The organism is Escherichia sp. HH091_1A (assembly GCF_030295175.1).
Classification (GTDB): Bacteria; Pseudomonadota; Gammaproteobacteria; order Enterobacterales; family Enterobacteriaceae; genus Escherichia; species Escherichia coli_F.
In genome coordinates, this window is sequence record NZ_AP025747.1 from 3,424,491 (window position 1) to 3,440,280 (window position 15,790).

General features: G+C 54.1%; 18 protein-coding genes. 7 read left to right on the forward strand and 11 right to left on the reverse strand.

The annotated features are described in order from the left end of the window. The first annotated feature begins 187 nt into the window (after positions 1-187). Positions 188-1,645 (forward strand): PTS cellobiose/arbutin/salicin transporter subunit IIBC, encoded by a 1,458-nt coding sequence (gene ascF, locus QUF14_RS17310; RefSeq protein WP_001107839.1) that lies wholly within the window; start codon positions 188-190, stop codon positions 1,643-1,645. An 8-nt stretch (positions 1,646-1,653) separates the two neighbouring features. Then, the gene (gene ascB / locus QUF14_RS17315) at positions 1,654-3,078 is read left to right on the forward strand and encodes a 6-phospho-beta-glucosidase AscB (RefSeq protein WP_000110369.1); all 1,425 of its coding nucleotides are present in this window, start codon (positions 1,654-1,656) and stop codon (positions 3,076-3,078) included. Positions 3,079-3,192: 114 nt separating this feature from the next. Here the strand turns inward: ascB and QUF14_RS17320 are convergent, their stop codons facing one another. The 11 genes from QUF14_RS17320 to hycA all read right to left on the reverse strand — a co-directional run bounded on the left by QUF14_RS17320 (position 3,193) and on the right by hycA (position 11,950). Then, a complete protein-coding gene (locus tag QUF14_RS17320) occupies positions 3,193-3,612 on the reverse strand; it encodes a helix-turn-helix domain-containing protein (RefSeq protein ID WP_000126290.1) in 420 nt (139 codons plus the stop codon). After that, positions 3,609-3,920, reverse strand: coding sequence for a type II toxin-antitoxin system HigB family toxin (locus tag QUF14_RS17325; protein WP_000547560.1), 312 nt, complete (start codon positions 3,918-3,920; stop codon positions 3,609-3,611). Before QUF14_RS17325 ends, QUF14_RS17320 begins: the two co-directional genes overlap by 4 nt. A gap of 167 nt (positions 3,921-4,087) precedes the next feature. Further along, positions 4,088-4,558 carry a hydrogenase maturation peptidase HycI gene (hycI, locus tag QUF14_RS17330; RefSeq protein ID WP_000132961.1) on the reverse strand — a complete coding sequence of 157 codons (471 nt, stop codon included), beginning with the start codon at positions 4,556-4,558 and terminating at the stop codon, positions 4,088-4,090. Beyond that, complete coding sequence (hycH, locus tag QUF14_RS17335; protein ID WP_001291923.1) at positions 4,551-4,961, reverse strand: formate hydrogenlyase assembly protein HycH; 411 nt, start codon at positions 4,959-4,961, stop codon at positions 4,551-4,553. Before hycH ends, hycI begins: the two co-directional genes overlap by 8 nt. Continuing rightward, positions 4,958-5,725 (reverse strand): formate hydrogenlyase subunit HycG, encoded by a 768-nt coding sequence (gene hycG / locus QUF14_RS17340; protein ID WP_000067390.1) that lies wholly within the window; start codon positions 5,723-5,725, stop codon positions 4,958-4,960. The genes hycH and hycG overlap by 4 nt, the downstream gene beginning before the upstream one ends. Beyond that, positions 5,725-6,267, reverse strand: coding sequence for a formate hydrogenlyase subunit HycF (gene hycF / locus QUF14_RS17345; protein ID WP_000493785.1), 543 nt, complete (start codon positions 6,265-6,267; stop codon positions 5,725-5,727). Before hycF ends, hycG begins: the two co-directional genes overlap by 1 nt. Before the next feature lie 9 nt (positions 6,268-6,276). Next, positions 6,277-7,986 (reverse strand): formate hydrogenlyase subunit HycE, encoded by a 1,710-nt coding sequence (gene hycE / locus QUF14_RS17350; protein WP_001288134.1) that lies wholly within the window; start codon positions 7,984-7,986, stop codon positions 6,277-6,279. A 17-nt stretch (positions 7,987-8,003) separates the two neighbouring features. Beyond that, positions 8,004-8,927, reverse strand: a complete 924-nt coding sequence (hycD, locus tag QUF14_RS17355; protein ID WP_000115219.1) for a formate hydrogenlyase subunit HycD — start codon at positions 8,925-8,927, stop codon at positions 8,004-8,006. A 2-nt stretch (positions 8,928-8,929) separates the two neighbouring features. Continuing rightward, positions 8,930-10,756 carry a formate hydrogenlyase subunit 3 gene (hycC, locus tag QUF14_RS17360; RefSeq protein WP_001274427.1) on the reverse strand — a complete coding sequence of 609 codons (1,827 nt, stop codon included), beginning with the start codon at positions 10,754-10,756 and terminating at the stop codon, positions 8,930-8,932. Continuing rightward, positions 10,753-11,364, reverse strand: coding sequence for a formate hydrogenlyase subunit HycB (gene hycB / locus QUF14_RS17365; RefSeq protein WP_001079186.1), 612 nt, complete (start codon positions 11,362-11,364; stop codon positions 10,753-10,755). Before hycB ends, hycC begins: the two co-directional genes overlap by 4 nt. Positions 11,365-11,488: 124 nt before the next feature. Continuing rightward, positions 11,489-11,950, reverse strand: coding sequence for a formate hydrogenlyase regulator HycA (hycA, locus tag QUF14_RS17370; RefSeq protein ID WP_000158081.1), 462 nt, complete (start codon positions 11,948-11,950; stop codon positions 11,489-11,491). A 211-nt stretch (positions 11,951-12,161) separates the two neighbouring features. On the opposite strand from hycA, the gene hypA reads away from it, so the two are divergent. The 5 genes from hypA to hypE are packed head-to-tail and all read left to right on the forward strand — an operon-like array spanning position 12,162 to position 15,779. Beyond that, on the forward strand, positions 12,162-12,512 hold the full coding sequence (gene hypA, locus QUF14_RS17375) for a hydrogenase maturation nickel metallochaperone HypA (protein WP_001299100.1): 351 nt from the start codon (positions 12,162-12,164) through the stop codon (positions 12,510-12,512). 3 nt (positions 12,513-12,515) lie between these two features. Next, a complete protein-coding gene (gene hypB, locus QUF14_RS17380; protein ID WP_000337676.1) occupies positions 12,516-13,388 on the forward strand; it encodes a hydrogenase nickel incorporation protein HypB in 873 nt (290 codons plus the stop codon). Further along, complete coding sequence (gene hypC / locus QUF14_RS17385; RefSeq protein WP_000334886.1) at positions 13,379-13,651, forward strand: hydrogenase 3 maturation protein HypC; 273 nt, start codon at positions 13,379-13,381, stop codon at positions 13,649-13,651. Before hypB ends, hypC begins: the two co-directional genes overlap by 10 nt. Next, positions 13,651-14,772 (forward strand): hydrogenase formation protein HypD, encoded by a 1,122-nt coding sequence (gene hypD / locus QUF14_RS17390; RefSeq protein ID WP_001212978.1) that lies wholly within the window; start codon positions 13,651-13,653, stop codon positions 14,770-14,772. The genes hypC and hypD overlap by 1 nt, the downstream gene beginning before the upstream one ends. After that, positions 14,769-15,779, forward strand: a complete 1,011-nt coding sequence (gene hypE / locus QUF14_RS17395) for a hydrogenase maturation carbamoyl dehydratase HypE (RefSeq protein ID WP_001059968.1) — start codon at positions 14,769-14,771, stop codon at positions 15,777-15,779. The genes hypD and hypE overlap by 4 nt, the downstream gene beginning before the upstream one ends. Positions 15,780-15,790: the final 11 nt, after the last annotated feature.

Consider the following 15,790-nt stretch of genomic DNA (forward strand, 5'->3'; position numbering starts at 1 on the left):
GGAAAAATATTCAGGTGACCGGTTTCACAAATATAAAAAATGAGCAATTAACTCTCTTGCTTAATCAGTATCAACTATTCATGATTTTGTGAAACCGGTTTCTTAATTCCGTTTCAGCATCGGCAATTTCCCGTCACGTCGACTGATAACAACTACCTCTACCCTACTGATAACAGGATAAAATCCGATGGCCAAAAATTATGCGGCGCTGGCACGCTCGGTGATAGCGGCACTGGGCGGCGTTGATAACATCTCGGCAGTCACGCACTGTATGACGCGTTTACGCTTTGTTATCAAAGATGATGCACTGATCGACAGCCCAACGTTAAAAACTATCTCCGGCGTGCTCGGTGTGGTACGTAGTGACAACCAGTGTCAGGTGATTATCGGTAATACGGTTTCGCAGGCTTTTCAGGAAGTTGTCAGCTTGTTACCTGGAGATATGCAGCCCACGCAGCCCGTGGAGAAACCCAAACTCACGCTACGTCGCATTGGTGCGGGGATCCTCGATGCGCTGATCGGCACCATGTCACCGCTGATCCCGGCGATCATCGGCGGATCGATGGTCAAACTGCTGGCGATGATCCTCGAGATGAGCGGCGTGCTGACAAAAGGATCGCCGACCTTAACCATTCTCAATGTGATTGGTGATGGTGCTTTCTTCTTCCTGCCGCTGATGGTCGCTGCTTCTGCCGCCATCAAATTTAAAACCAATATGTCGCTGGCGATTGCCATTGCGGGTGTGCTGGTACATCCGAGTTTTATTGAGCTGATGGCGAAAGCGGCCCAGGGTGAACATGTTGAATTTGCCCTGATTCCGGTCACCGCGGTGAAATACACCTACACGGTGATCCCGGCGCTGGTGATGACCTGGTGCCTGTCATATATCGAACGCTGGGTGGATCGCATTACACCGGCGGTGACGAAAAACTTCCTCAAGCCAATGCTGATTGTGTTGATTGCCGCACCGCTGGCAATCCTGCTAATTGGCCCGATTGGTATCTGGATCGGTAGCGCCATTTCGGCACTGGTTTACACCATTCATGGTTATCTGGGCTGGCTTCCAGTCGCCATTATGGGCGCGCTGTGGCCTCTGCTGGTAATGACCGGGATGCACCGCGTCTTTACGCCAACCATCATTCAGACCATTGCCGAAACCGGCAAAGAAGGAATGGTCATGCCGTCAGAAATCGGCGCTAACCTGTCGCTGGGCGGTTCATCACTGGCGGTGGCGTGGAAAACGAAAAACCCGGAACTGCGCCAGACGGCGCTGGCGGCGGCGGCATCGGCCATTATGGCGGGGATTTCCGAACCGGCATTATACGGCGTGGCGATCCGCCTGAAACGTCCGCTTATCGCCAGTCTTATCAGCGGTTTTATTTGCGGCGCGGTTGCCGGTATGGCGGGGCTTGCCAGCCACTCAATGGCAGCGCCGGGATTATTTACCAGCGTGCAGTTCTTCGATCCGGCTAATCCAATGAGCATCGTCTGGGTGTTCGCCGTCATGGCGCTGGCGGTCGTGCTGTCATTTATCCTCACACTGTTGCTCGGCTTTGAGGATATTCCTGTTGAGGAAGCGGCTGCCCAGGCGCGAAAGCATCAGAGCGTACAACCGACCGTCGCCAAAGAAGTAAGTCTTAATTGAGGATGAAAATGTCAGTATTTCCGCAAGATTTTTTATGGGGCGGCGCGCTTGCCGCCAATCAATCTGAAGGTGCGTACCGTGAAGGTGGCAAAGGGCTGACCACGGTCGATATGATCCCGCACGGCGAACATCGAATGGCGGTGAAACTGGGGCTGGAAAAACGTTTTCAGTTGCGCGATGACGAGTTTTATCCCAGCCATGAGGCGACGGATTTTTATCATCGTTATAAAGAAGATATCGCCCTGATGGCAGAGATGGGATTCAAGGTTTTTCGTACCTCGATTGCCTGGAGCCGCCTCTTTCCGCAGGGCGATGAACTGACGCCCAACCAGCAGGGCATTGCTTTTTACCGCGCGGTATTTGAAGAGTGTAAAAAGTACGGTATCGAACCGCTGGTCACGTTGTGTCACTTCGACGTGCCGATGCATCTGGTCACTGAATATGGCTCCTGGCGTAACCGCAAGCTGGTGGAGTTTTTCAGCCGCTACGCCCGGACCTGCTTTGAAGCATTTGATGGCCTGGTGAAATACTGGCTCACCTTCAATGAAATCAACATTATGTTGCATAGCCCGTTCTCCGGCGCAGGTCTGGTGTTTGAAGAAGGGGAAAATCAGGAGCAGGTGAAATATCAGGCTGCGCACCACCAGCTGGTTGCCAGTGCGTTAGCTACCAAAATCGCCCATGAGGTTAACCCGCAAAATCAGGTGGGCTGTATGCTGGCGGGCGGCAACTTCTACCCTTACAGCTGCAAGCCGGAAGATGTCTGGGCAGCGCTGGAGAAAGACCGGGAAAACCTGTTTTTTATTGATGTGCAGGCACGGGGCGCGTATCCGGCTTACTCTGCCCGCGTATTCCGCGAAAAAGGGGTAACCATTGATAAAGCTCCGGGCGATGATGAAATCCTGAAAAATACCGTCGATTTTGTCTCTTTCAGCTATTACGCCTCGCGCTGTGCCTCGGCGGAGATGAACGCCAACAACAGCAGTGCAGCGAACGTGGTGAAATCGCTGCGTAACCCCTATCTGCAGGTAAGCGACTGGGGTTGGGGTATTGATCCACTCGGTCTGCGTATCACTATGAACATGATGTATGACCGTTATCAGAAGCCGCTGTTTCTGGTGGAAAACGGCCTGGGCGCAAAAGATGAATTTGCTGCCAATGGCGAAATTAACGACGACTATCGCATCAGCTATTTACGCGAACATATCCGCGCAATGGGCGAAGCGATTGCAGACGGTATTCCGCTGATGGGCTACACCACTTGGGGCTGTATTGATTTAGTTTCCGCGTCAACGGGTGAAATGAGCAAACGCTACGGTTTTGTCTATGTAGACCGTGACGATGCAGGCAACGGCACGCTGGCGCGCACGCGTAAGAAATCATTCTGGTGGTATAAAAAAGTGATTGCCAGTAACGGTGAAGATTTAGAGTAAGCAAACGTGCCGGATGCGGCGTGAACGCCTTATCCGGCCTACATAGTTCGTGCGACATGTAGGCCCGATAAGCGCAGCACATCGGGCAATCTGGCGTTTGGCATCTGTCAAAAATCAAAGAAACCATTCCGGCTTAACGCCAAATCGGGCTGAAAGTGCCTTAATGTGGGATATCGTCAGGGATCTTTGTCCAGACAAAATCTGACTGACCAGGGATTTAGAGCCGATTTCGTTCTTCAAATCCGCATAGGTCAGATTATGTTGATCAATCAGCGTGCGAAGTAACGCCACGCCAATCGGCATTGCTGCAACGGCTTTATCGAACTCTGCAAACTTTTCGTGGTTGTTTTCATATTCTGCAATACGGCTCGCCAGAAAGTCGATAAGTGGATTGGTGTCATCTTCTTCAATCAAATATTCGACCAGTTCCAGTGCTTCACGATAATCATCTTCTGAGTCACTGCCTCCCAGAAAGGGGACTGCATTGACCAGTTCTCTTGTTGCTTTAACAGCGCGTGCAGCATTAGCAGTCATTCTTTGTTCTCTCTGTAGTAACGTGTCAGTTTGTCATACTCGGCATGATTCGTTATGTGCTTCACAAAGAACCGCTTATTAACAAAGTTTATGTAGGCAATAACCCTAAGATTGTTCCCGCCTACATCCAGAACGTACCATTTATTGCGATATTTAAAATTGTCGAGGTTGGGAAACGCCGTTCGCATTTCTTCTGGCGTAGAAAAATCCGTTTCCTTAATAACCCGATACAATGAGTGTAGAGCCAGAGCGTCGTTAGGATATTTACGCGCAGACTCTTCAAATGGCGCTTTAGAAATGATGTGCATTTTAACTTCCTTATCAGCGCCTGAATGACTAAGCCTGGACTACCCGTTCCTTCGGTTTTATTTTTCTATAGTAGTTGATCACACGAGTGTTCACAATATGTAAACACCCGTCTAACCGTCACAATAGCACGTCCAAATTCAAAAACGTGAATATGTTTGTCTACGAACTACTCTTCTTCCACCGCTAACTGCGCAAATCCACCATTCCCTTCCCAGCCTTCCAGACGTTGATAAACGGTTTCTACGGCGTCTTTAATCGGCTGGGTCATCGGGTAGTAAAAACCGACGATATCCGGCTGGATACCGAGGAAAATCACTTCACCAATATCTTCTTTCAACTGGTCGATAAGGTAGTTCAGCGGCATGTTATGGGTAGTCATCATAAACATCTCGGCGATGTCATCCGGATCGATGATGCGGATCTCGCCGGGGTTTAGCCCCATATCCGTGGCGTCGACAATCAGCAGTCGTGTCGGGCGCAGTTCGCGGATGGCGACAATGTCGTTTTCCGGTGCGCTTCCGCCGTCAATCACCACCCAGTTACCTTTCGGCGCGGCGGCGCACTTTTCCGCCAGCAGCGGACCTGCGCCATCATCGCCCATCATGCTATTGCCAACACAGAGTAAAACGTCAGTCACGCAGTCTCCTCACCATCAAATAGATGGCATTTTCCTGATAAATATCATGCAGCATACTTAACAGCATGGTACTCCATTCTTTCTGTTGCGAAGTTTGCGTTGCCCGGGCTTTATCGAATGCGTTGGCCAGCATCGGCACATGGTTAATGTCGATAACGATCTCACCATATTTCGGCACGCCTTCCATTTTACGGCGGGCTTCACTGCCCGCCTCCAGAGTGGCAATCCATGCCAGATATTCATCCCACGGGCAGGTGAGCGCGGCTTCCAGGCAATCGATAACCCCAAGGTGGTGACCAATCGCCAGGCTATAATAGACCACCTGCTGCGCCTCGGCGGGCGTAGCATCGTTCTCATCAATAAATTTACGGCTCAGTTGACTGAACACCACCTTTTCACTCATCGAATACGCGCCTCTTCAACAACATGATTCAGATGGCTGACAATCTCGTTCAGACGCGGATCGTTTTCCGCTTCCAGCCAGCGTGCAACCTGCTCTTCACCCTGCCCTAACTGCGTCAGGAAATCATCGGCAATCTGGCGACCGTAACGATAACCCGCCAGACGGCGTGCTTCGCGATCTACTTTTACACGCAGCGGCTGCACCATATCGCCATGCAGGATCTCTGCCGGTTGTTCATCCAGTTCACCCGGCCCACGGGCGTGAATTTTCTGCTCCAGCAGGCCGAGCGCCATTGCAAAGCCGTACAGCGTGGCGGCTGGCGTTGGCGGGCACCCCGGAATGTAGACATCCACCGGGACGATTTTATCCGTACCCCCCCACACGCAGTAGAGATCGTGGAAGATCCCGCCGCTGTTACCGCAGGCACCGTAGGAGATACAGATTTTCGGGTCCGGCGCGGACTGCCACGCACGCAGCGCAGGGGATCGCATTGCACGGGTGACCGCGCCGGTAAACAGTAAAATATCCGCATGACGCGGAGACGGAACGACTTTAATGCCGAAGCGTTCTGCATCGAACAGCGGCGATAAGGTAGCGAAAATTTCAATTTCGCAGCCGTTGCAGCCGCCGCAGTCCACGCGGTAAACGTAGGCAGAACGTTTGATTTTTTTCAGTAACGACGCCTTCATACTGGCGATGGATTCATCCACCGTCATCGGGACCGGAATGCCGTTGGCGTCACGGGGGCCTAATAAATTGCTCATCAGATGGCCTCTTTCATATGGCGAGTCAGTTCAATACGGTCGGACGGCACCAGGCATTTCTGGCGCTTACATTCCGGGCAAGTCTCAAAGCTTTCGCGGTGGTTTTCCGCGCGGCTGTCACCATTGTGCTTAAGCAGCGCAATGGCGTAGTCGATCTCTTTCTGGACGGCGAAAGGACGATTGCAGACGCGGCAGTTGCACAGCGCGAAGCGAGACTGTTGCAGGAAATCTTCTTTCTTCCACACCGCCAGTTCGTACTCTTGCGACAGTTTGATCGCCGCCGTCGGGCAGACTTCTTCGCAGCGTCCACAGAAGATGCAGCGTCCAAGATTGAACTCCCACGCCAGCTCACCGGTGGCGAGGTCAGTTTCAACCGTTAAGGCGTTTGACGGGCAGGCATTGACGCAGGCTGCACAGCCGATGCACTGCTGCGGGTTCTGCTCTGGCTTACCACGGAAGTTTTTATCAACTGCAATCGGCTCCAGCGGGTAAGACGAGGTCGCCGTGCCGGTTTTGATGACTTTTTTGATAAAGGTAAACATGGCGATTCCTTATTTCAGCGGCGAGTTTTTACGCTCAATGCTGTAGCGCTCAAGTTCTTTGTACGGCACCACTTTGCTCTTCTTCTTACGCACATCGACCACGGTCATGCGGTCGGTACAGGAGTAGCAAGGGTCCAGGCTACCAATAATCAGCGGCGCATCAGAAACGGTGTTGCCGCGCAGCATGTAGCGCAAGGTCGGCCAGTTCGCGTAGGTCGCGGCACGGCAGCGCCAGCGGTACAGCTTCTGGTTGTCGCCGGTCATGCTCCAGTGGATATCATCACCGCGCGGCGCTTCGGCAAAGCCCAGCGCAAAACGGTGCGGAATGTAGGTAAAGCCTTCCACCATCAGCGGGCCACCCGGCAGGTTATCCAGACCGTAGTCGATCATGTTCAGCGCGGTATAGACTTCGTTGATACGCACTTTCAGACGGGAAATCACGTCGCAGCCCTGCTCGCTGTGGACTTCCATTGGCAGCAGGCCATAACCAACAAACGGGTGATCGGCACGGGTATCACGGGCGTGACCGCTGGCACGGACCATCGGGCCAACGTTACTGAAGTCGCGAGCGATTTCCGGGTCCAGACGACCAATACCGACGGTGCGTTGTTCCATGTTCGGTGTGCTCAGCAGCACATCCACCAGCTCCTGCACTTCACGACGCATCTGTTGTGCCAGCTGGCGGGTCTGGATCATGTCGTCTTTCAGCAGATCGCGACGAATCCCGCCGATCAGGTTCAGGCCGTAGGTTTTACGTGCACCGGTAAGGATCTCTGCCATTTTCATGGAGGTTTCACGCACGCGGAAGAACTGCATAAAGCCGGAGTCGAAGCCGGTAAAGTGACAGGCGAGGCCGAGGTTGAGCAGATGCGAGTGCAGGCGTTCTACCTCCAGCAGAATGGCGCGGATCATCTGCGCACGTTCTGGCACCTGAATACCCATCGCGTTTTCCACCGACGTGGTGTAGGCGGTGCTGTGAGCAAAGCCGCAGATCCCGCACACACGGTCAGAGAGGAAGGTCACTTCGTTGTAACCCATGCGGGTTTCCGCCAGTTTTTCCATGCCGCGATGGACATAGAACAGGCGGTAGTCGGCGTCGATAATGTTTTCGCCATCGACGAACAGACGGAAGTGGCCCGGTTCGTCAGAAGTGACGTGCAGCGGACCAATCGGCACGACATTGTTTTTCTTATCGCCCAGTTCGTTGATGAACTCGTAGGTTTCAGCATCGGTAGTTGGTGCCGGACGCTGACGATAATCCATGCTGTCTTTACGCAGCGGATAAAGTTCATCCGGCCAGTCATCCGGCAGCACCAGACGGCGTTCATCCGGAAGCCCTACCGGAATCAAACCGTACATATCGCGCACTTCGCGCTCGCCCCACACCGCCGCCGGAACGCGCGGTGTCACGGACGGATATTCCGGTTTGTTGGCGTCAACTTCGACGCGCACCGTTACCCAACACTTAGTGCCCTTCTCCATCGACAGCACGTAGTAAACGGCGTAATGACCATTCAGTTTGCGTTCGTCGTTACCAAACAGCACCGACAGCCAGCCCCCCTGCTTGTAGTAGAGGAACTCCACCACTTCCGGCAGATAGTTCACCTTTACGGTGACAGTCAGCTGATCTTTGGTCTGCCAGGCGTGGTCCAGCACGACGCCCGGAAATGCCTCATTCAGCGCGGCGAGATAATGTTGACCTAATTTTTCTTCAGACATGCTCAAACTCTCTTTAATCACGCCGCCAGCAAGGAGACGAACGCTAAAAATGCAAAGCCAAAACCAGCCCAGGTAATGCGTGGTGTAATATCAAGACGCAGACGGGCCATGCTGTTTTCGAACAGCGCGATAACCAGTACGCCGACCACCAGTTTGACGATGGCAATCACCAGCGCCAGCAGCAGCCCACCGGCAGTGAAGGTTTCCATTTGTCCCCACGGAATAAACACCCCGACGAACATCTGTAACACCACCAGCTGTTTCAGGCTGATACCCCATTTCATGACACCAAAGCCGCTGCCGCTGTACTCAGAGAGCGGACCTTCCTGCAGCTCCTGCTCGGCTTCCGCCAGGTCGAACGGCAGTTTGCCCATTTCGATAAAGGTGGCGAACGCACAGGCACAAAGCGCCAGCGCCAGCGGGATGCTCTGACTCAGCGGCCAGTGATAAACGGTGTCGGTGATGTTGCTGATGTTGGTGGAACCGGCCACCTGCGCGGCGACCCACAGACCAAGCAGCAACATCGGTTCGACCAGCACGCCAAGCATCGCTTCACGGCTCGCGCCAATAGCAGTAAACGGACTACCGGTATCCAGACCAGAAATGGCAAAGAAGAAACGCGCAATGGCGAAGAGATACAGTAAAGTGATCAAATCCCCCAGTTGCGGCAGCGGAGAACCGACAGTCACTACCGGCAGCGCGGTAGCGATAGTCAACATGACGCCAACCATTACGTACGGTGTCAGGCGGAACACCCAGCCGGAGGCATCGGGACCAACGCTCTGACGACCCAGCAGTTTGATAATGTCGCGATACTCCTGCAACACGCCCGGCCCGCGACGGTTATGCAAGCGGGCGCGCGCCACGCGGGTAATACCGGAGAGCAGCGGCGCAACGGCAAATAACACCAGCGCCTGAATTAACGGATATAAAACACTCATTCTCAGGCTCCTCGTGAAACAATAATCACCACCAGCACCGCCAGTTCAACCAGCGCCATCCGGCGGAACAGCAACGCACTCCCCTCGCACTGCCAGCCTGGTACCAGCGACACCGGATTCAGCCATTTGCGCAGTTTCAGCACTGGCGCAAATGCCTGTTTCACCGGCATGGCAAAACCGTGAGCGGTAATCACCATTGATTTTTCATGGTCGTAGCCACATACCCAGGCAGCGCCGCGGGAACGCGACGGCAGACGGTCGCCTTTGCAAATCGCCATAATGATGAATGGCAGAAGTGGGCAGGCAATCAGCAGCAACGTGATCATTGGTTGAGAAACGGTTGTATTAGCAGGCTCCAGCGGCAGAGGTACGGCTGCAGACAACATCGGCAGCAGCCACGGCGCAGCAACACCGCCAATCACGCAGCAAATCGCCAGTGCCACTACGCTTACGCTCATCAGGAGCGGCGCACAGGTGGCGTTTTCGGCTTCTTTGGTACGCGGCGCGCCAAGGAAAGTAACGCCATAAACTTTCGCCATACACATCACTGCCAGCGCACCGGTAATTGCCAGCCCCACGGCGAGCAGCGGCCCGAGAAGACGAGCAACAAACGCGCCACTATTGCTCAGTTTGAAGAAGGATTGATAGATAACCCATTCCCCGGCAAAACCGTTCAGCGGTGGCAGCGCAGCCATTGCCATCAGACCGACCAACATGGCGATGGAGATAACCGGCATTTTTTTGCCAATACCGCCGAGTTTTTCGATATCGCGATGACCGGTACGGAACCAGACGCTCCCAGCCCCGAGGAACAGTACGCTCTTGAACAGGCTATGGTTAAGCAGATGGTACAGACCACCGACCAGGCCAAGGGCAATCAGCGCCGGTTGTTCAAGCGCGATACCCGTTACGCCAGCGCCCAGCCCCAGCAGGATGATGCCGATATTTTCCAGAGTGTGGTAAGCCAGCAAACGCTGAATGTTGTGCTCCATCAGCGCATACAGACCGCCGACGAACGCGGTGATCATGCCGAGTACCAGAAGTGCAATTCCCCACCACAGCGGCGCATTACCACCCAGCAGAGACAGGGTTAAAATACCCAGCAGGCCAATTTTCATCACCACCGTGGAAAACAGCGCCGCAGCTGGCGCAGAGGCGTTAGCATGTGCCTGCGGCACCCAGCCGTGCAGCGGGATAATCCCGGCCAGCAGGCCAAAACCAATCACACCGAGCAGCCAGATATCGGAACCAAGCGGCAGCTGTTGCATGCGCATATCCAGCAGGCGCAGATCCAGCGTGCCGTAACGTTGCCACAGCAGCCAGCAAGCAATCGCCAGCAGCAAAGTGCCAAGACGCCCCAGCGCAAACCACAGTTTGCCCTCTTTGCTGTTGCTGGTGAGGAACACCGCACACAGGGCCATGATTTCTGCCATTACTACGAACATGCCCAGATTGCTGGCAATGACGGCACAGACGGCAGCAGCCATCAACATATTGATCTGCAAGCCGTTACACTTCACCTGCGCATGGCGATGCCAGTCAATGTTGTAGAGGCTGACAAACAGACCGCACAGGCCGAGAGTTATCAGCCAAATCGCATTAAGCGGAGAGATTTGCACATTGTAGCTTACCAGCGACAACGCGCCGCTCACGCCAACCGCGCCAGTCAGCACAGTGAAGCCTGCGGCTGCCGTATACAGGCTACCCACCGCGCCGCCAATTCCGGCAATCCAGCCGCTTAACGCCTTTTGAAAAGAAAAGAGAAATGCCAGAACAGCGGCGGCAACAAACCACGCCACGCCGCTATTGATCAGGGAAATTGCGCTCATTTAGCCTCTCCACTTTGAGCCTGCTGAAACAAGGTGAGATCGCCAAAATCCGTGTTAAAAGTCAGCTCACGCTTACGTTTGCTGACACGGGCGATATCGGTGTTATCCACCAGATGCAGGGCTTTGGTTGGGCACATCCGCACGCAGGCCGGACCTTGTTCATCAAAGCTACAGAGGTCACATTTGACGGCGATCGCGCGAATACCCGGCACCCAGTCAAGCAACGTGCTGACACGCGCCGGAGCAGGCGGTGCCGGTGGTGCTTTCGGGGTATTGGCGTTTGCCGGAATATCCAGCGGACGGCTGCCGGAAAATTCGATTGCGCCAAACGGGCAGGCGATGCCGCACAGTTTGCAGCTTACGCACAGGCTTTCATTCAGCTGCACTGCCCCATCAACGCGGGTGATAGCGTTAACCGGGCAGACCACCGCACAGGGTGCATCTTCACAGTGGTGACAGAGCTGCGGCGCAGATTCTTTTTCATTTAGCATCACTCGCAGGCGCGGCATTGATTGCAGGCCGTGCTGGCGATGCGTCTCTGAACAGGCGGCCTCACAGGTGTGGCAGCCGATACAGAGCGTGGAGTCAGCAATTACAAAACGATTCACCAGGCATTCCTCAGGTGATTGTCATTTTTGACGAAAACATGCCGATGAAATGTCATTTTCGACACTCATCGACACGCCCATCCCCAAACAGGCGTAACGCCTGCAAAACGGGCAAAGCCTCAGCTCATGCCGCCGGGCTTTGTCCCTTTACCAGTTGGCTTAAATTCACCGGTACATTGTTTTCAATGGCGGTGTATAAGCTGTCGTAAACGCCAGCGATTTTTTCGAGATAGTGTTCCAGCACCTGTTCGCGATCGCGGATGTTGACCTTGCCATCTATCATTCCGTCAATGCTCAATTGTGCCTGCGCAATCCGCTGTTTTTCTTCACCCTCTTTCGTTTCGACGTAATACTCGATGGTGTGGCTGTTAAAGCCATCCGCCAGGGTGACGTAAATGCGAAAATGTTCAAAAAGGACGAAACAGAGTTCTTTGTCTGGCGCACAGCTCATGGCGTGATGCAGGCGCGCTTTCGATAACGTGATCCCCTGAACCAGCGAATTGCAGTAGAGATGCCACTGGTCCTGTAGGCGACGATGCCGCTGTGCGATGTAATCGGCTTTCTCGCTTATTTCCCAAATAGTCATTGTCAGGTTACCCGTTTAACAGAGATGCCAGCTTTAAGCATTTTCTGTGCCAACTTTTAATTTATTGTTATTAAAGCGATTTTTAAGCTAAAGATGAATTTCGTCGCCGTGTCGACGTGTCATTTCGACATCATCGACATTATTCACCGCAGGGATAATCAACACTGGCACAATTATTGCTTGTAGCTGGCAATAGTTAATGGGAGGCGATATGCACGAAATAACCCTCTGCCAACGGGCACTGGAATTGATCGAACAGCAGGCCGCAAAACACGGCGCAAAACGCGTAACTGGGGTCTGGCTCAAAATTGGCGCATTTTCTTGTGTCGAAACCAGCTCTCTTGCCTTTTGTTTTGATCTGGTTTGCCGCGGCAGCGTGGCGGAAGGTTGTAAACTGCACCTCGAAGAACAAGAGGCCGAATGCTGGTGCGAAACATGCCAACAATATGTGACGCTATTAACCCAGCGCGTCCGACGCTGTCCACAGTGTCATGGCGACATGCTACAAATTGTGGCAGACGACGGTTTACAGATTCGGCGGATAGAAATAGACCAGGAGTGAGCGATGTGTACAACATGCGGTTGCGGTGAAGGCAACCTGTATATCGAGGGTGATGAACATAACCCTCATTCCGCGTTTCGTAGCGCGCCATTTGCCCCGGCGGCACGCCCGAAGATGAAAATCACCGGCATTAAAGCGCCTGAATTTACCCCCAGCCAGACTGAAGAAGGCGACCTGCATTACGGTCATGGCGAAGCGGGTACTCACGCGCCGGGCATGAGCCAGCGTCGGATGCTGGAAGTCGAAATTGACGTGCTGGACAAAAACAACCGTCTGGCTGAACGCAACCGAGCGCGCTTTGCTGCCCGCAATCAGTTGGTACTCAACCTGGTTTCCAGCCCTGGTTCCGGTAAAACCACCCTGCTGACGGAAACCTTGATACGCCTGAAAGACAGCGTTCCGTGCGCAGTTATTGAAGGTGACCAGCAAACCGTGAACGATGCCGCGCGCATTCGCGCTACCGGCACGCCAGCGATTCAGGTGAATACCGGTAAAGGTTGCCATCTTGACGCACAGATGATTGCCGACGCCGCGCCGCGCCTGCCACTGGACGATAACGGTATTCTGTTTATCGAAAACGTTGGCAACCTCGTATGTCCGGCGAGCTTCGATCTCGGTGAAAAACACAAAGTGGCGGTGCTTTCCGTTACCGAAGGTGAAGACAAACCGCTGAAATATCCACATATGTTTGCCGCCGCCTCACTGATGCTGCTCAACAAAGTTGACCTGCTGCCGTATCTCAATTTCGACGTTGAGAAGTGCATCGCCTGCGCCCGCGAAGTCAATCCAGAAATTGAAATCATCCTTATTTCCGCCACCAGCGGCGAAGGGATGGACCAGTGGCTGAACTGGCTGGAGACACAGCGATGTGCATAGGCGTTCCCGGCCAGATCCGCACCATTGACGGCAACCAGGCGAAAGTCGACGTCTGCAGTATTCAGCGCGACGTCGATCTAACGTTAGTCGGCAGCTGCGATGAAAACGGTCAGCCACGCGTGGGCCAGTGGGTACTGGTTCACGTTGGCTTTGCCATGAGCGTAATTAATGAAGCCGAAGCGCGCGACACTCTCGACGCCTTACAAAATATGTTTGACGTTGAGCCGGATGTCGGCGCGCTGTTGTATGGCGAGGAAAAATAATGCGTTTTGTTGATGAATATCGCGCGCCGGAACAGGTGATGCAGTTAATTGAGCATCTACGCGAACGTGCTTCACATCTCTCTTACACCGCTGAACGCCCTCTGCGAATTATGGAAGTGTGCGGCGGTCATACCCACGCCATTTTTAAATTCGGCCTCGACCAGTTGCTGCCGGAAAACGTCGAGTTTATCCACGGTCCGGGTTGCCCGGTATGTGTACTGCCGATGGGAAGAATCGACACCTGCGTGGAGATTGCCAGCCATCCGGAAGTCATCTTCTGTACCTTTGGCGACGCCATGCGCGTACCAGGGAAACAAGGGTCGCTGTTACAGGCAAAAGCGCGCGGTGCCGATGTTCGCATCGTTTACTCGCCAATGGATGCGTTGAAACTGGCGCAGGAGAATCCAACTCGTAAAGTGGTGTTCTTCGGCTTAGGGTTTGAAACCACCATGCCGACGACGGCCATCACTCTGCAACAGGCGAAAGCCCGCGATGTGCAAAATTTTTACTTTTTCTGCCAGCATATTACGCTGATCCCAACGCTACGCAGTTTGCTGGAACAGCCGGATAACGGTATCGATGCGTTCCTCGCGCCGGGCCACGTCAGTATGGTTATCGGCACCGACGCCTATAATTTTATCGCCAGTGATTTTCATCGTCCTCTGGTGGTTGCTGGATTCGAACCGCTTGATCTACTACAAGGCGTGGTCATGCTGGTGGAGCAGAAAATAGCGGCCCACAGCAAGGTAGAAAATCAGTATCGGCGCGTGGTGCCGGATGCCGGTAACCTGCTGGCGCAACAGGCGATTGCGGATGTCTTCTGCGTCAACGGCGACAGCGAATGGCGCGGCTTAGGCATGATTGAATCTTCTGGTGTACACCTGACGCCAGACTATCAACGATTTGACGCCGAAGCGCATTTCCGCCCGGCACCGCAGCAGGTTTGCGATGACCCGCGCGCACGTTGTGGCGAAGTATTGACGGGCAAATGTAAGCCGCATCAATGCCCGCTGTTTGGTAACACCTGTAATCCTCAAACCGCGTTTGGCGCGCTGATGGTTTCCTCCGAGGGAGCATGCGCCGCGTGGTATCAGTATCGTCAGCAGGAGAGTGAAGCGTGAATAATATCCAACTCGCCCACGGCAGCGGCGGCCAGGCGATGCAGCAATTAATCAACAGCCTATTTATGGAAGCTTTTGCCAATCCGTGGCTGGCAGAACAGGAAGACCAGGCGCGCCTTGAGCTGGCGCAGCTGGTGGCAGAAGGCGACCGTCTGGCGTTCTCCACCGACAGCTACGTCATCGACCCGCTGTTCTTTCCTGGTGGTAATATTGGCAAGCTGGCGATTTGTGGCACCGCGAATGACGTTGCGGTCAGTGGCGCTATTCCGCGCTATCTCTCTTGTGGCTTTATCCTCGAAGAGGGATTGCCGATGGAGACGCTAAAAGCCGTGGTGACCAGCATGGCAGAAACCGCCCGCGCGGCAGGCATTGCCATCGTTACTGGCGACACTAAAGTGGTGCAACGCGGCGCGGCAGATAAACTGTTTATCAACACCGCTGGCATGGGCGCGATCCCGGCGAATATTCACTGGGGCGCACAGACGCTAACCGCAGGCGATGTTCTGCTGGTGAGTGGAACTCTCGGCGACCACGGAGCAACTATTCTTAATCTGCGCGAGCAACTGGGGCTGGATGGCGAACTGGTCAGCGACTGCGCAGTGCTGACGCCGCTCATCCAGACGCTGCGTGATATTCCCGGTGTGAAGGCACTGCGTGACGCCACCCGTGGTGGAGTGAACGCGGTAGTTCATGAGTTCGCGGCAGCCTGCGGTTGTGGTATTGAAATTTCAGAAGCGGCACTGCCGGTTAAACCTGCCGTGCGCGGCGTTTGCGAACTGCTGGGGCTGGACGCCCTTAACTTTGCCAACGAAGGCAAACTGGTGATCGCCGTTGAACGCAACGCAGCAGAGCAAGTGCTGGCGGCGTTACATTCCCATCCACTGGGGAAAGACGCGGCGCTGATTGGTGAAGTGGTGGAACGTAAAGGTGTTCGTCTTGCCGGTCTGTATGGCGTGAAACGAACCCTCGATTTACCACACGCCGAACCGCTTCCGCGTATATGCTAATAAAATTCTAA

Bases quoted from the DNA above. Each gene is read 5' to 3' on its own strand.
- hycD (WP_000115219.1), bottom strand. From the start codon at position 8,927: ATGAGTGTTTTATATCCGTTAATTCAGGCGCTGGTGTTATTTGCCGTT.
- ascF (WP_001107839.1), top strand. From the start codon at position 188: ATGGCCAAAAATTATGCGGCGCTGGCACGCTCGGTGATAGCGGCACTG.
- QUF14_RS17325 (WP_000547560.1), bottom strand. From the start codon at position 3,920: ATGCACATCATTTCTAAAGCGCCATTTGAAGAGTCTGCGCGTAAATAT.
- hycG (WP_000067390.1), bottom strand. From the start codon at position 5,725: ATGAGCAATTTATTAGGCCCCCGTGACGCCAACGGCATTCCGGTCCCG.
- hycF (WP_000493785.1), bottom strand. From the start codon at position 6,267: ATGTTTACCTTTATCAAAAAAGTCATCAAAACCGGCACGGCGACCTCG.
- ascB (WP_000110369.1), top strand. From the start codon at position 1,654: ATGTCAGTATTTCCGCAAGATTTTTTATGGGGCGGCGCGCTTGCCGCC.
- hypD (WP_001212978.1), top strand. From the start codon at position 13,651: ATGCGTTTTGTTGATGAATATCGCGCGCCGGAACAGGTGATGCAGTTA.
- hypA (WP_001299100.1), top strand. From the start codon at position 12,162: ATGCACGAAATAACCCTCTGCCAACGGGCACTGGAATTGATCGAACAG.
- hycA (WP_000158081.1), bottom strand. From the start codon at position 11,950: ATGACTATTTGGGAAATAAGCGAGAAAGCCGATTACATCGCACAGCGG.
- hycH (WP_001291923.1), bottom strand. From the start codon at position 4,961: ATGAGTGAAAAGGTGGTGTTCAGTCAACTGAGCCGTAAATTTATTGAT.
- hypC (WP_000334886.1), top strand. From the start codon at position 13,379: ATGTGCATAGGCGTTCCCGGCCAGATCCGCACCATTGACGGCAACCAG.
- QUF14_RS17320 (WP_000126290.1), bottom strand. From the start codon at position 3,612: ATGACTGCTAATGCTGCACGCGCTGTTAAAGCAACAAGAGAACTGGTC.
- hycC (WP_001274427.1), bottom strand. From the start codon at position 10,756: ATGAGCGCAATTTCCCTGATCAATAGCGGCGTGGCGTGGTTTGTTGCC.
- hycE (WP_001288134.1), bottom strand. From the start codon at position 7,986: ATGTCTGAAGAAAAATTAGGTCAACATTATCTCGCCGCGCTGAATGAG.
- hypB (WP_000337676.1), top strand. From the start codon at position 12,516: ATGTGTACAACATGCGGTTGCGGTGAAGGCAACCTGTATATCGAGGGT.